General features: G+C 44.0%; 14 protein-coding genes and 1 tRNA gene. 10 read left to right on the top strand and 5 right to left on the bottom strand.

The window, feature by feature from the left end; all coding sequences use genetic code 11:
• Window positions 1–81 precede the first annotated feature (81 nt).
• From AC50Y5_RS15795 to AC50Y5_RS15760, 8 genes are all read left to right on the top strand, one after another.
• Window positions 82–1,482 carry an MFS transporter gene (locus tag AC50Y5_RS15795; RefSeq protein ID WP_494861968.1) on the top strand — a complete coding sequence of 467 codons (1,401 nt, stop codon included), beginning with the start codon at window positions 82–84 and terminating at the stop codon, window positions 1,480–1,482.
• A 19-nt stretch (window positions 1,483–1,501) separates the two neighbouring features.
• Complete coding sequence (locus AC50Y5_RS15790; protein WP_494861966.1) at window positions 1,502–2,866, top strand: FAD-binding oxidoreductase; 1,365 nt, start codon at window positions 1,502–1,504, stop codon at window positions 2,864–2,866.
• Between the two features lie 62 nt (window positions 2,867–2,928).
• Window positions 2,929–3,852 carry a transposase gene (locus AC50Y5_RS15785; RefSeq protein WP_494861964.1) on the top strand — a complete coding sequence of 308 codons (924 nt, stop codon included), beginning with the start codon at window positions 2,929–2,931 and terminating at the stop codon, window positions 3,850–3,852.
• Window position 3,853: 1 nt separating this feature from the next.
• The gene (locus AC50Y5_RS15780) at window positions 3,854–4,210 is read left to right on the top strand and encodes a HesB/IscA family protein (RefSeq protein WP_430163114.1); all 357 of its coding nucleotides are present in this window, start codon (window positions 3,854–3,856) and stop codon (window positions 4,208–4,210) included.
• 142 nt (window positions 4,211–4,352) lie between these two features.
• Window positions 4,353–4,535 (top strand): hypothetical protein, encoded by a 183-nt coding sequence (locus AC50Y5_RS15775; RefSeq protein WP_056041814.1) that lies wholly within the window; start codon window positions 4,353–4,355, stop codon window positions 4,533–4,535.
• Between the two features lie 149 nt (window positions 4,536–4,684).
• On the top strand, window positions 4,685–6,337 hold the full coding sequence (locus AC50Y5_RS15770; RefSeq protein ID WP_056041812.1) for a spore germination protein: 1,653 nt from the start codon (window positions 4,685–4,687) through the stop codon (window positions 6,335–6,337).
• A gap of 26 nt (window positions 6,338–6,363) precedes the next feature.
• A complete protein-coding gene (locus AC50Y5_RS15765; protein WP_494861961.1) occupies window positions 6,364–7,467 on the top strand; it encodes a GerAB/ArcD/ProY family transporter in 1,104 nt (367 codons plus the stop codon).
• Window positions 7,460–8,650: a Ger(x)C family spore germination protein gene (locus tag AC50Y5_RS15760; protein WP_494861959.1), complete on the top strand. Its 1,191-nt coding sequence runs from the start codon at window positions 7,460–7,462 to the stop codon at window positions 8,648–8,650. Before AC50Y5_RS15765 ends, AC50Y5_RS15760 begins: the two co-directional genes overlap by 8 nt.
• 169 nt (window positions 8,651–8,819) lie before the next feature.
• Here the strand turns inward: AC50Y5_RS15760 and AC50Y5_RS15755 are convergent, their stop codons facing one another.
• On the bottom strand, window positions 8,820–9,236 hold the full coding sequence (locus AC50Y5_RS15755) for a MarR family winged helix-turn-helix transcriptional regulator (RefSeq protein WP_155973513.1): 417 nt from the start codon (window positions 9,234–9,236) through the stop codon (window positions 8,820–8,822).
• A gap of 365 nt (window positions 9,237–9,601) precedes the next feature.
• On the opposite strand from AC50Y5_RS15755, the gene AC50Y5_RS15750 reads away from it, so the two are divergent.
• Window positions 9,602–10,612: an LLM class flavin-dependent oxidoreductase gene (locus AC50Y5_RS15750; protein WP_056041805.1), complete on the top strand. Its 1,011-nt coding sequence runs from the start codon at window positions 9,602–9,604 to the stop codon at window positions 10,610–10,612.
• An 86-nt stretch (window positions 10,613–10,698) separates the two neighbouring features.
• On the opposite strand, the gene AC50Y5_RS15745 is transcribed toward AC50Y5_RS15750, so the two are convergent.
• The 3 genes from AC50Y5_RS15745 to AC50Y5_RS15735 form a co-directional block, all read right to left on the bottom strand.
• A tRNA-Leu gene (locus AC50Y5_RS15745) sits at window positions 10,699–10,782 on the bottom strand.
• Between the two features lie 80 nt (window positions 10,783–10,862).
• Window positions 10,863–11,462 (bottom strand): hypothetical protein, encoded by a 600-nt coding sequence (locus AC50Y5_RS15740; RefSeq protein ID WP_494861956.1) that lies wholly within the window; start codon window positions 11,460–11,462, stop codon window positions 10,863–10,865.
• Window positions 11,463–11,693: 231 nt separating this feature from the next.
• Window positions 11,694–12,524 carry a hypothetical protein gene (locus AC50Y5_RS15735; RefSeq protein ID WP_494861954.1) on the bottom strand — a complete coding sequence of 277 codons (831 nt, stop codon included), beginning with the start codon at window positions 12,522–12,524 and terminating at the stop codon, window positions 11,694–11,696.
• A 203-nt stretch (window positions 12,525–12,727) separates the two neighbouring features.
• On the opposite strand from AC50Y5_RS15735, the gene AC50Y5_RS15730 reads away from it, so the two are divergent.
• Complete coding sequence (locus AC50Y5_RS15730) at window positions 12,728–13,672, top strand: divergent polysaccharide deacetylase family protein (RefSeq protein ID WP_235533309.1); 945 nt, start codon at window positions 12,728–12,730, stop codon at window positions 13,670–13,672.
• On the opposite strand, the gene AC50Y5_RS15725 is transcribed toward AC50Y5_RS15730, so the two are convergent.
• Window positions 13,625–14,362, bottom strand: a complete 738-nt coding sequence (locus AC50Y5_RS15725) for an N-acetylmuramoyl-L-alanine amidase family protein (protein ID WP_235533308.1) — start codon at window positions 14,360–14,362, stop codon at window positions 13,625–13,627. The two genes, AC50Y5_RS15730 and AC50Y5_RS15725, sit on opposite strands and share 48 nt — an antisense overlap.
• Window positions 14,363–14,423 lie beyond the last annotated feature (61 nt).

The raw sequence follows: 14,423 nt of genomic DNA, 5'->3' as shown, positions 1-14,423 counted from the left end.
CGTATACTTTGTAAAGAAAAATGTTTACTAAGTATCCGGATACGGTGTATACATAACAATCTTGTTTGGAGGTCAATTTTAATGTCTAATCATCAAAGCATTTTCAGCCCGCGTTACTTTGCATTGTCTATAGGAATTATCCTGTCCGTGATGGCGGTTGGATTCGAAGGCCTTTCGGTAACGACGATTGCTCCTTCCATCGCTGGCGACTTGAACGGCATTGACCTATTTGGCTGGATATTCAGCACGTATCTGCTTGCGCAGATTATTGGCACCTTGGTCGTTGGTCGTATCATTGATCGAAAAGGGCCAGCAGCACCGTTCACTTACGCCCTGTTATTATTCATCGTTGGACTGATCGCTGCGGCGACAGCAAGTGATATGTATATGATGATTTTGGCCCGAGCCATGCAGGGCCTAGGTGCCGGTGCCATGATGACTTGTGTTTACACGGCAATATCTTTAAGCTACCCCGATGAATTACGTGCGAAAATACTCGGAGCATTCGGTACTGCCTATGTGCTTCCATCTATGCTCGGCCCATACGTTGCAGGCCTTATCGCCGATCAATGGTCCTGGCGCTTCGTTTTCTGGGGAATATTACCGATCCTGATCGTTTCAGCGCTGCTTAGCCTGCCTGCTTTTAGGAAGCTGAAAACGCAGGGGACACAAGGGGAAAATGGAGCTGCCGCTACATGGATGGCGTTGCTATTGACGGTCGGTACGGGGATTTTATTAGTTGGTCTCAGCAAGCTGCCGACCATTACAGGGTTTGTTTTAGGCATTATCGGCTTAGTGCTAATGGTATATCCGCTGCGCAAACTGCTCCCCAAGGGAACGCTTGCTATGAGAAGAGGCATGCCGGCTATTCTCGCAACACGTGGGCTATTCTTCGCCGCTTATACGAGCACACAAAATTTTCTGGTATTGGCTTTAATAGATGTGAAAGGAATTACGCCTTCTCAGGCCGGATTAATTGTAGCTAGCGCCGCACTGAGCTGGTGCGTCATTGCTTATCTGCAAGGACGTTGGGATTCGGCAGACCAGGGACGTGGACGTCATACAAGAATTATTCTGGGTGTGCTGCTGCTTGCAATTGGGATTGCCTTCGTATTTTGGGTACCCGTTGTAACCGTTGCTGTCGCGGTTATTGGCCAAATTATAGCGGGGATTGGAATCGGATTGGCGCATCCGATTAGCGGCGTAGTGGCTTTTTCCCAAACAGGTGAAGAAGGGGTTGGCAAAACCTCGGCAAATCTGCAATTTGCAGATTCTTTTACACCGGGCGTCGTTATCGGGATAGGCGGTTCTATCCTAGTTGTTTGCCAAGCTGCCGGGATGTCGATGCAAGCTGCATTAACTGTAACGATGGGTTTTCATCTCTTGTTAATCGTTATGAGTTTATTAGCTAGCACACGGATTACACCAGCAACTGAAGCAAATAGAGCAAGTCTTCAAACTTCAGGCTTGAAAAACAAATAAACGAAAGGAGAGATGTACAATGTTTAACACCTTAAAAGCTAATATTGATGGAAATCTCATTTTACCAGGAGAGCAAGGGTACGACGAAAGAAGAAAGGTGTGGAATTTGGCCATTGATAAATATCCGGCAGCCATATTGGTTTGCAAGACTTCAACCGATGTTGTCGCTGCCGTTCAATTTGCCAAGGAGAAAGACATCCCCGTTTCCATTCGGGGTGGTGGTCATCATGTTGCTGGAACAGCCGTTTGCGATAAAGGTATCATGATTGATTTATCCGATATGCGTAAGGTTACCGTAGACACTATAAGGCGTATAGCTGTTGTAGAACCAGGCGCAACTTTAGGGGATGTCGATGCACAGACGCAGAAATACGGTCTAGCTACTCCGACAGGAACGGTTTCAGAAACGGGCATTGCGGGACTCGCTTTATGCGGTGGACTCGGTTATCTAAAAGGGATGTACGGCATAACAAGCGACAATTTGATTTCGGCGCGTATCGTTACTGCTAACGGGGAAGAGAATCAAGTAAGCGAACAGGAAAATCCCGATTTGTATTGGGCCATTCGTGGTGGCGGGGGCAACTTCGGAGTCGTCACTTCTTTCGAATTTCAGCTTTACCCTATAGGTCCTGAAGTTTTGGCTGTCGATGTCATGTATGACTATAAAGATGCGAAGCAGATTTTGCAAAAAGCGCAGGCTTTCCTGCAGCAGGCACCGGATGAAGTGTCCTTTAATATGATGACCTTTCAGCTGCCTTCGCTGCCTAGTGTGCCTGAAGCAATGCATAACAAACGCGTTATAGTGATTGCCGGGTTATATGCAGGTGATAAGGCAGATGGGGAAAAGGCCATTCAACCACTGCGTGAATTGGCTATCCCGATTGCCGATCAAACGGGTATCGTTCTATATACTGAATTACAAAGTAGGTTCGACCTAGCAGCTCCGAAAAATGTTCCCGTTTATGGAACGTCACTTTTTGTTAAAGAATTGAACGATGAAATCATTGATACGCTGCTCAGCAAACTGGAAAACCCTCCAAGACCGTCTTTACTGGTACAATTCTGGAGCTGTCACGGCCGGATGAATCGCATACCTTCCGATGCTACCGCATTTGCTGTTCGTGATGCATCGTTTCTTCTCAGTTTGGATGTCGACTTTCCCATGGAGGAAGCGGAGAAGTGTGCCGATTGGATAGAATCCGTTTACGAGGCGTTATTGCCCTATTCGCTTCGCAAGTCATCTTATCTGAATACCGTTCGAGCCGATGAGCAAATAACGAAAGATGCCTATGCAGCTAATTACGAGAGGCTGCTCGCCATCAAGCAGCAATACGATCCGACAAACTTTTTCCGCAAAAATCATAATATTGACCCGCAAATTTAGTTTTCTTTTTGCAGGATTAATACTGCTGAGCAATGGGGTAGACCTTTTGAGGAGTGTTCGCCTTGCTTTCGAAAAATCGGCAAGAGGAAAATCGCAAAATATATTTTCGACCCGAATTTACTTTTTGCCCGCATTGTGAGAAGAAATTACAGCGTGCCCACACAGGATGGCACAAAAAAATTACGACGTTAAACGGTATTATTGAAGCATGGAGTATAGCCTACACATGCAAAAATATGATTTGCTCACACAAAGGCATCTTCTACAAATCAGCGGAAGCCGAAATGCTAGGCATGAAACAGTCATCCTATGGTGGGGATGTGCTAGGTCTTTTAGGAGAGTCTTGCTTTACACCTCATATGACGGTAAGCGAACTCACTGCTGCACTTCATGTGACGACTGAGCTCAATGGCGGCATTGTTTTGTCGATGCACGGTGTGCAGCAAAAAAAGGGGAACGAAACGCTCTACATCTTATATGAAGTATTTAGCGGCACGGTAATTGCTGCAAAAAATATGGAAAGTGGAACGGTTGCGGAACTTCAAGCTCTCATTTTGTCAGTCATTAAACTAGGATTTCCGATTGTAGGTATCGTGTTTGATGGCCAGTATAGTTTGCGCTTGGTCTTTGAAGGCTTGCTTCCCGGTTTACCTTACCAATACTGCCAATACTGCTATATCTCTAAACCAATTTTAGGGGAAGATCGCAAACTAAAAAAGCGACTGAAAAAGAATATGCGAGCTATAAGAGATTTTGAAAGAAAAATCGGGCTAATGGAAAAAAACATCAGCAAGCAATCAGATGAAGCCGGCACTTCAATTGGTGGAATGGCTGAAATTAATCTGGCCAAGAAATATACCGCAGCTGCTCGGGCTTTATTGTTGGAAGGCGGGGATCCCCCGTTTAACCTCCCCGGTATGCTGATCTATGAACGAGCACAAGCCATTCAGGCTTCGTTATCGCGATACTTAGTGAGGAGTGACTGAGATGATAGAAATCAGTGAAAAGGCCAAATCGGCTATCTATCAAATGATCTTGGACAAAAATATTGCTGATCTGTTTCTTCGAGTAGGTATTGAAGACGGCGGATGCAGCGGATTATCTTACAATATTAAACTAGACGACCTGTTGACGGAAGAAGATGAGGTATTGCCGACTGAAACCTTCAACATCGTATGGGATAAACGGAGCATCGAATTTTTGGAAGGGATCAAAATTGACTACCAAAATCAAGGCATGACTGGCGGATTTACGATCGACAACCCTAATGCGAAAGCCTCCTGCGGCTGCGGCGCGAGCTTCAGAACAGCAACCTACAAAGGAAGCCGTAAAAAGTGTGACTGAACTGACAATTAAAATTTAGGAATAGAGGGGTGTGAAACAAGGTCGAGGCATAGGCGATAGTGAAATCTGAGGGAAATGAATAAATGAATGGAAATTCATCATAATACTCAAGTACACTTACCTATGGATTGGGGGATAAAACATGCTCGACAGCCTCGAGAGTAATTATGATTGTGCAAATGCGGGAGATGATCTGCATCAACTTAAGCAGGAGCTCGAATCGCTTCGTGAACAGCAAGCGGAGGACAAAGAAGCACAAGAAGCGATCAATCGACTTGAAAATCAAATTTCGTTCATATTGAACAAATGTGATATCAACCATTAGTCCGAATTTGTGAAAAAATGAACGCTAGCCCGATTTAGATCGTCAACTTCGATCTAAATCGGGCTTTTTGATTTTCTGAAAAATGGTGCATGAAAAGAAAATAAAGGGACAAGTTAAAATTGAGCTTTATTTAGGAAGGATGGAATAGCGTGTGGTCTGTTATAATATCGCACCTCCCTGATTGGAAAGTTTGTGCGCAGGCTATTTTAAGCCTGATCATTGCTATTACTCTTTATTATCTAAATAAATATTTGCGGTCATTAGTTACAAAAAAGAATGCTCCTATCCAAAAAGAACGGAAGAGTAAGCACCATGCCGCTCCTTCGAATTTGTCCGAAGATTATGATGAAAATTTGAATGCAATTAAACAAGCTATTGGCAGTAACAGTGATGTCCATTTTCGTGAATTTCAAATAACAGAATTTCATGCTCGGGCTACGCTCGTTTTTGTAGATGGGATGCAAAATGAAGAGCTGGTCAGTAAGCAGGTCATGAACATTTTAATGAAAGATGTTAAGCATGATATGACTGACGGGAGCCATTTCGTTAATCCATTGGAGTTCTCCTCGTATCTTAAAGATAAAGTACTACCTGTTTGCGAAGCCTATGAAGTTGCAGAACTTCATGATTTAAAACAATCCATTTTGATGGGTTTTACAGCCTTGTTCATTGAAGGCATGCCTCACGCCCTGCTTATCAGCTCGTCAGGAATGAAGACCAGGGCAATCAATGAACCAAGCTCTGAGGCTTTGCTTCGAGGTCCTCGTATCGGATTTACCGAGGTATTAAGTGAGAACACATCGATGCTGCGCAGACAAGGCTACAGTGAAGATCTGGAAATAAATATGTACGAGGTAGGAACTCGAATTAAAAAGAAGCTGGTTATTGCTTACATGAAGGAAATTGTTAATCCAGACCTGCTTCAGGAGGTAAAAGATCGAGTTGGAAAAATCAATATGGATTTCATTGCTGAATCGGGTTATGTGGAACAGCTCATTGAAGATGATTACCTAAGCCCATTTCAGCAAACTCAAAATACAGAACGCCCGGATCGGGTCATTAGCGGATTGTTAGAAGGAAGGATTGCCATTCTATTGGACGGCACTCCTTTTGCTCTAATTGTTCCAGTGACGTTTAGCATGCTGCTGCAATCGCCTGAGGATTATTATGATCGTTGGCTGCCGGGGACTCTTTTGCGCATGCTGCGATTTTTCGCAGCGTTCTTGGCCCTTATGGCACCAGCTTTGTATATTTCGTTTATTTCCTTTCATCCGGGCTTAATCCCGACAGAGCTTGCCGTTACGATCATTGAAACAAGGCAGGGTGTCCCTTTTCCTTCATTGATAGAAGTGATGATTTTGGAAATATCGATTGAAATATTGCGTGAGGCAGGCATTCGCTTGCCTAAGCCTATTGGACCGGCAATGGGCATTGTTGGCGGTTTGATCATTGGTGAAGCAGCGGTCCAGGCAGGAATTGTCAGTCCTTTTTTGGTGATCGTAGTCGCTGTGACGGCTATATCGTCTTTCTCGATACCCGTATATAGCGCAGGGATTACACTGCGTATATTACGTTTCGCTGGCATGTTATGTGCGGCAGTGCTAGGGATGTTTGGAACCATTTTGTTTATATTGTTAATTTGCGGTCATTTAAGCAAGCTGAAAAGCTTTGGAGTTCCTTATGTGACTCCGATCTCACCGTTTCGCTTTAACGACTGGAAGGATTTATTTCTGCGTTCCCCGCTGCCTTTTATGAATAAACGACCGGACATGATGAAGACGCAAGATAAGAAGCGAAGATAGTAACGGCTTAGAGAGGGGGCGCAAACGTGTTTATTCGCAACGATGATAAAATCACCACAACACAAACATCGATCTTTATTACGGATTCAGTGCTGGGGGCTGGTATTTTGACCTTGCCCCGAGGTGTGATCGAAGCTGCACAAACACCGGATGTCTGGCTTTCTGTGCTATTAGGCGGCATTATCGTCATTTTGGTAACGATGGTCATGGTGAAATTAAGTCAGCAATTTCCTAATAACACGGTATATCAATACTCTAAAAGAATTGTAGGCACTATACCTGGCGGAATCTTAGGTGTTTGCTTGATTTGCTATTACATTATTATTGCGGGTTTTGAGGTAAGGATATTTGCAGAGATAACCATGTATTACTTGCTGGAAGGAACTCCGATCTGGGCTATTGTCATTCCCTTTATTTGGGTGGGCACCTATATTTGCTTTGGAGGGATTAATTCCATTGCACGAGTTTTTCAAATTATTTTCCCAATCAGCATTCTAATACTGGTGCTTTCGTATTTCCTCAGTATTCGATTATTTGATATTGATAATTTACGTCCTGTTTTGAGCGAAGGCGTCCTCCCCGTATTCAAAGGGTTGAAATCAACTGTACTTATATTTACAGGATGCGAAGTAATCATGACTCTCGTCGCACATATGCAGCATCCCGAGCGGGCAGTCAGAGCGACTGTTGCAGGAATAGGCGTTCCTTTTGTGCTATATCTTATGACTGTAGTCGTCGTCATAGGGGGAATGTCAATTGATTCGGTGCTGAATAGCACCTGGCCTACAATCGATCTTCTTCGCAGCTTTGAAATTACAGGATTAATTTTTGAACGTTTTGAGTTTCCGTTTCTAGTCATTTGGATGATGCAGTTATTTTGCAATTTCACCAGTTTTTACTTTAATGCTTCGTTAGGAATTTCACAGGTTTTTCATCTTAAAATTCACCCGGTGATATTTGGATTAATCCCCGTTATATTTATCACTACGATGCTTCCTGTGCGAATAAATGAAGTTTTTAAGCTAGGTGATACGATAGGCAAGATGGGGATCTTTTTGTTTTTTCTCGTGCCTGTCTTACTTACTGTCATATTGCTCTTTAGAAAGAAGGTTTTGAATCATCATGTATAGATTTAAAAACTTGTTTGCTTTACTTCTTTTATCGTCACTTGTTGTCACTCAAGGCTGCTGGAGCAGTAAAGAAATTGAGGATTTAAGTGTTTATGCAGGTCTGGCTCTGGATGTAGGGGAACGGCCTGAAGTTGAACGCAATCTGGAAAGACAAGGCGCCAATTATAAGAAAAAAAATCTGATTACAGCTACCATACAAATTGTTCCAATAAAATCGTTCGAACGGCAAGAAAAGTCAAAAGAGAAGCAGCTGTTGAAGTATTCAAATTTGCGCCTAACAGGGGATTCTGTCTTTGAAATTATGCGCCAATACTCAACAAGAAGGGAACGTCCAGTCATCGGGCACCATCTTAAAGTCATAGTAGTATCTACAAAAGTGGCACAACAGCATAAGATGGACCAACTAATGGACTTCGTGCTGCGTGATAATGATATACGTCCTAGCTGCCGGGTATTTTTTAGCAAGGGGAAGGCTTATGATACCTTTATTAGTAATCAACCGGAAGAAGTTCCCGCTTTTCGGATAAACTCGATGATCAATAATAGTTTCAGAACCAATAAGGTAATGAATGAGGTCAATCTGACTCGAATCGATGGATTGATTCATTCCAAGCAAAGCTTCTTGCTGCAAAATATTGTTAGTTCAAAGGGGGAAATAGAATTCTCAGGTGCCGGTATCATTAAGGGGGATTCGAGCAAATGGATTGGCGATTTGAATCAAGAAAATGTGGAAAGTCTATCCTGGATTCAAGGAACAGGTCAAGGAGGAGTAATCAAAAGTTATAATTGGAGAAATGAGAACATTACCTATGAGATTAAATCCATGAAAAGTAAAATGACTGCAAAACTGCAGGGTGATGAGATTTCCTTTCACGTTGCCATTGAATCAGACGGGAGATTGATTGAAAATTGGGATACGGAAGAAAATCCATCCAAGCTAACTTATTTAAAGGAAGCAGAGAAGGTTTTTGAAAAAAGATTAACGACGATGATTGATCATGTGATGGAGAAAATGCAGTCTAAATATAAGGTAGACGTAGCTGGATTCGGGAAATCTCTCGCTATTAAATATCCGCATAAATGGAAAAAGGTTAAGGACAACTGGGACGAAGTGTTCAGCCGGGTTCCCGTAACCTTTGAAATTAAATTGAAGATTACTGATTTTGGTTCTTCGACAAAATAAACTTATGCTCAGTTAGGGGGTGCATACAAACGATAAAAAGCGGTTCATTCATGGTGAATGAATGTCATGAAAAGGCCTCCCTCTAATGAAGAGGGAGGTAAGGATCGTCAGTAGAGGTGCAAAACTTGGATTCGTATATACGTTGGGTTTTGATTAATTATGGATAAGGTTATATTTTTTTGATGAGTATTTGTAATTCTTGTTTAATATTCTGTTCAGAAGCAGCAGAGAGATAAATTTGATGAAAGGTATCGATACATTTCCTTACTTCTTCTTCACCTCTTGCAGATAGACGTGTATAAACACCGCGGCGATCGCCCTCGCAAACATCTCGTTCAAGGCCCTTACAATTTTTTGCTTCTAGCCTGGTTACAAGCCTGGATACAGCACTTTGACTTAGCCCAACCAAGTCAGGCAGGTCTTGTAGTCTCAATTTTTTATCATCTGCTAGTAATAAATGATAGAGCACATAAAATTCTTTCAAGGTTATATTATGTTTATCTTGAAATGCAATTTCGAGTTTATTATTTATTTTCATTTGAATATGCGAAAGGGATAACCAATTATCTAAAAGTTCGTTATTCATAATAAGATTCTCCTATTCTATAAAATGAAGACCTATGATTATCGTATGGCACGGGGTTATACATAAATCCATTTAATCTATGATAACGTTTGTTTTGTTTCAAGTCCATTTTGTTTTACTTTGAAAAGGCAATAATAAGGAATAAGGGCTCAAGGAAACCTTGAAACCTGTAATAGGTAGTCTTTTAAAAGAATTACATGATATTGACATGTCATATTTTGCGTGCAATAATGTATGCGTGCGAATGCATTTATTTTTTGTCGTAGTGTCGAATCGTCAAGTGGATAGTAATGGAAATATAAATATACCCGTTTCTGTCTTGGATCTTGCCCGTAAGCCCACAGGGAAAAGGAGGAATGATTAATATGATTAAATTAGGTGTGCTTGACCAAGTACTTGTCCCTGAAGGCAAAACAGCCACAGAAGGACTGCAGCAATCGACTCGTCTCATACAAGCGGTGGAGGAACTAGGCTACTCCCGTTTTTGGGTGTCCGAGCATCATTCCATGCGTGCGCTTGCTTTCTCAAGTCCGGAGGTGCTAATCGCCCATTTGGCAGCTGCAACCTCCCGTATTCGTGTCGGTTCTGGCGGTATCATGCTTCCACATTACAGTGCCTACAAAGTTGCAGAGAATTTTCGGCTGCTGGAGGCGCTTCATCCAAACCGTATCGACTTAGGTTTGGGTCGGGCACCGGGCGGTATGCCGCTTGCGACCAGAGCGCTGCAACAGGATAAATACGTTGATGTGAATAAATACCCTCAGCAGGTGCAGGATATTATCGGCTATTTGCATGGTTCAATGCCTGCTGGGCATCCGTTTGAGAAGCTGCTCGCTGCACCTGCTATTTCGACGGCACCTGAAATATGGCTGCTTGGTTCCAGTGGTGAGAGTGCAAGAATAGCGGCAAGGCTGGGCACTTCTTATGCGTTCGCGGAGTTTTTCGGCACGCCTGGCGGAGAAGAGGCGATGCAGCATTATAACGAGCATTTTAAATCTAACAACGTATTACAAAATCATCCACGTTCTATAATTGCAACTATTGTGATTTGCGCTGAAACGGAAGAAGAAGCGAATCGATTGGCGATGAGCAGCGATTTGTTATTCCTCGGTATTCAAACAGGTCTGGAGGTGCCATTTCTGCCCTCTGTGCAGACTGCAGCCGATTATCCGTATACGGAGCAGGATCGGCATCATATTCTGCAAACTCGCCAGCGGCGGGTTATCGGTACGCCAGAACAGGTAAAGAAACAACTGCTTCTGATGAGCAAGGAATACAATGTTGGGGAGATTCTCATCAATAGCCCGATTTATGATGAGAAAGCGCGAATCCATTCCTACAGGCTGATTGCAGATGCATTTGGGATGAGCGTGTAGCAGCTTGAATTTCAAAAGCATATAAAAAAACAGGTTCGTGAATCGCTCTAAGAGCCATTTCACGAACCTGTTAGTTGAAGATTTAATGCGGTCGAGAGGACTCGAACCTCCACGGCTGTTACACCACTAGAACCTGAATCTAGCGCGTCTGCCAATTCCGCCACGACCGCACATGCAGAATTTACATTTTTAATTTAGCATGTTGTCATGGGGGAAGTCAAGTTGGCTTTAAGAAGTTGAAATTTTCAGTCTAATCGGTTGCGTCATATAATTTAGGAACTCCAGTAAACTGGCTATCTTGAATGGAGAACCAGATGCCATAGCCTGTTTCGCTGCTGATGGAGTAATTGATTCCGTTCAAATCAACGATGCTATCCATGTTGTAAAAATCTTGATAAGGAACATCCTCCCACAATAAATCAATAAGAATGTCTTCAACATTCATATTGATTTCAGAAAGGGGATAAGTGGAGGCTACAGCAATGCTGACGGTATCCAAAAAGTTTTCTAATGTTTCAGGAGTCTCATCGTTGATTATGTAAATGGTCACTCCTCCTATACTCCCGTCTATTGGATTAATCATTCCGCCCAACGTATGGGTATCAGAAAAATCATAAGTGAAAAGTAAGTTCCCTCCAATGCCTTCTTTAACCGTCATTTCTCCCAACGTCATGGAAGGATGCATAATTAGTGCAGCTTCATTAAATTTTGCTTCAAATTCCTCCAAGTTATCCCATATTTTAAAAGGTGCGCTTTCCAATGGTGTCTCCGTTATCGGCTCCTCTTCTAAGAACGGCTCTACATTTTCCTCCTCATCCAATACATACTCATCATCCAGTTCCTCTTCCATTGTAAAAGCAGGCTCTTCCTCCGCAATCGTAGGAATTGCTTCCGTATTAGAGGTTAGCCCAACCGAAAAAGCCCGGCTTGGGTTGAGCGTCTTATTAATGAAATAGCCTAGCGTAATGGAGCCGATTAATAAAAGCAATACCGTCCAAATAATATAAAATGATTTATGCAAAAGATCACGCTGCCTTTATGTAGAATGAGGTGGAAACATGAAATAGAAAAAGCTTTATTTTTAGTTATAGAGGGCAAGCAGCTGTTTCCAAATATGAAATTTCTCGCCGCAGGCAAGGCAATTCGTGTGTCCAGCCAAATAGGGCAGCTGCACCTTAAGCTGCTCATCACCCAATCGCTCAGCTCGGCTGTGTACATAACGAAGGCTGGATTCCTCCGAGCTTGCAGGATCAGCAGGGGTAATATTCACAGGCGTATCCTTGTCGTTAAAAACGGGATCTGCCTTGTACGCGACAAGCTTCTCCCCGCTTTCATCCGGCCAAATGTACGTTTCATGCTCACAAGCAGGGCATGCAGCGACATATTCATCTCCCTCGCTGTGGGTTTGCAGCATATTGGCAACGGCTTGCTCCCCTTGAAAAGCAGCATCTGCGATTGCGATATAACGCTTCTCTGAGTCATCTTTATTAGGCCGCGCATAGTCGGCAATCTGCTCGGACATTTCACTAAACTTTTTAATGGCATCATAATAAGAAAGATAAATATCAGTCCGTACCTTTGCAGTAATATCAGGTACTAATTCCTCAAATTCAGCCGGCATTTCCGATGTTAAATGACAAGAATTGTTTGCTTCGAATAAGCCGCACGTGATGTAAATATCCAGCTTCACTTCCGGATCGCTCGAGAGCCGGGCGATTTCCGCCAAATAAGGGACCGCGGCGTAGGTGCACGGATAAATCGTATTTTGATGATAAAGATGTTCCCAGTAAAGCTCGTCTTTGACCTCTGAGTCATAGTTTTGCGCTAGCTGCTGCAGCATTTCCGGTACAGAATCGGCGAAGCCGTAAGGACCTTCCAGTTCCGACCAAATCGAGCTATTTAAAGCGAGCATAACGAATCGCCTCCTCATAAATAAATATCCAGCATCCTTCCTAGCTATTTTACTATGGAATTGGTGATTTTGGCGATATGTGACAAAGGAAGCAGAATAACGGCGAATTAATTTCCAGCATTCAGCATATTTTGGCGCAAGTTCACAAACAATGAAAGGGAATGAGTGATGACGCGTAGATAGCGAATGAGGAGTGTGGAAGTGTGAACGTGAAGAGAAGCTATTTATGGAAAAAGAAGGCGGTTAGGCTGCTTGGATTAACGATGCTGGTTTTGTCTATGAGCAATGGGACAGGAACCGCTTCCGTTTTTGCTGCCGAGCAGCATTCGCATGCATTCCAGCAACAACAGCAGATACAGCAGCAGCTAGTCTCGGAGACGCTGTCCGTTTCGCAAATACCATCGAATGAAGCGCAATCCCCTGCACAGGAGCGGCGCCACCTTGCCATCGTCATTGACGATTTCGGCAATGATATGGAGGGGACGGAGGAAATGCTGAAGCTGCCGATCAAGTTTACAGCGGCGGTGATGCCGTTTATGCCCTCTACGCAAAAAGATGCAGAGGAGGCGCATCGGCTGGGGCATGATGTCATCGTGCATATGCCAATGGAGCCAAATAAGGGCTTGAAAAAATGGCTCGGTCCCGGAGCCATTACGGCAGATCTAAGCGATGACGAAGTCCGCAAGCGGATCAATGCGGCCATTGACAATGTGCCGCATGCGATTGGCATGAATAATCATATGGGATCCAAGGTGACTGCGGATGAGCGGATTATGCGTATCGTGCTTGACGTTTGCAAGCAGCGCGGGTTGTTTTTCCTCGATAGCCGGACGACCTATAAGACCGTTGTACCGAAGGTATCCAAGGAGGTTGGCGTACCGCTGCTGTCCAACGATGTTTTTCTCGATGATGTGTATACGGTGCAGCATATTAGCAAGCAAATGAATGAAGTGCAAAAGCATCTCGCTACGCATGTTACCTGCGTCGTAATCGGTCATGTGGGGCCTCCAGGCAAAAAAACAGCGGCTGTTCTAAGACAGTCGATACCTGCCATGAACACCGCTGTTTCCATCGTCAAGCTATCGGATATGGTGCTGCAATCATTTGGTGATCAGCTTGTATTGCCGAATTCCGGAAGCGATCGCTGATGCGATGTGCAGCTGCTCGCGGGGGTCGGTGAGCATCGTTCGATCATCGCTATTGCTGACGAAGCCCATTTCTACAATAACGGCTGGCTGGTATACGCGTCTAAGTAAATAAAACGGCTTGCCTTCCCTTGGGAGAAAGCGTGTACGCTGCTGGCGATTAAGCGTGTCCTGAATACAGAAAGCAAGCAGGGCGCTTTCTCCGCTGCTCTGATGCAGCACCAGCGGCCCGCGTTCCGAGCGGTCGGGTGTCGAATTGACATGCAGGCTGACGAGCAGCTGCGTAGGAATTTCCTCAGTAAGCTGCCGCCGTTGCGACAAATCGCGCCGATGACGGGAGCCGCTAATATGCCAGCGATTATCGTCGCTAAGCGCATAATCGTCCGTGCGATTCAGCACGGCGGTAATGCCTTGGCTGTTTAGAAGCAAATAAAGCTTTTTGGCTACAGCAAGGTTAATGTCTTTTTCCACTACGCCTCCAGCTGTTGCACCGCCATCTATGCCGCCATGTCCTGCATCAATGAGTACGACGGAAGAAGGCATAGTCCAATGCCCAGCATGTGGGGCGGATTGTTGGGAGGGTGGAGCCGCATCGTCTTTTGAAGCGTTATGTTCTTCTGCTGCCATTGATGCGGAATGGGCAGGAAGGCAGAAGAGCAGTGTAATGATCAAACATCTAAAGCAAGCAAGCACATGCCATCCTCCTTTTGAAAGGCTTTTTTCTTAGCTATATCGTGGCTCAATGGAGGAAATC

Source organism: Paenibacillus sp. JT22N7, assembly GCF_059383875.1.
This window is presented reverse-complemented; position numbering and strand designations above follow the sequence as displayed.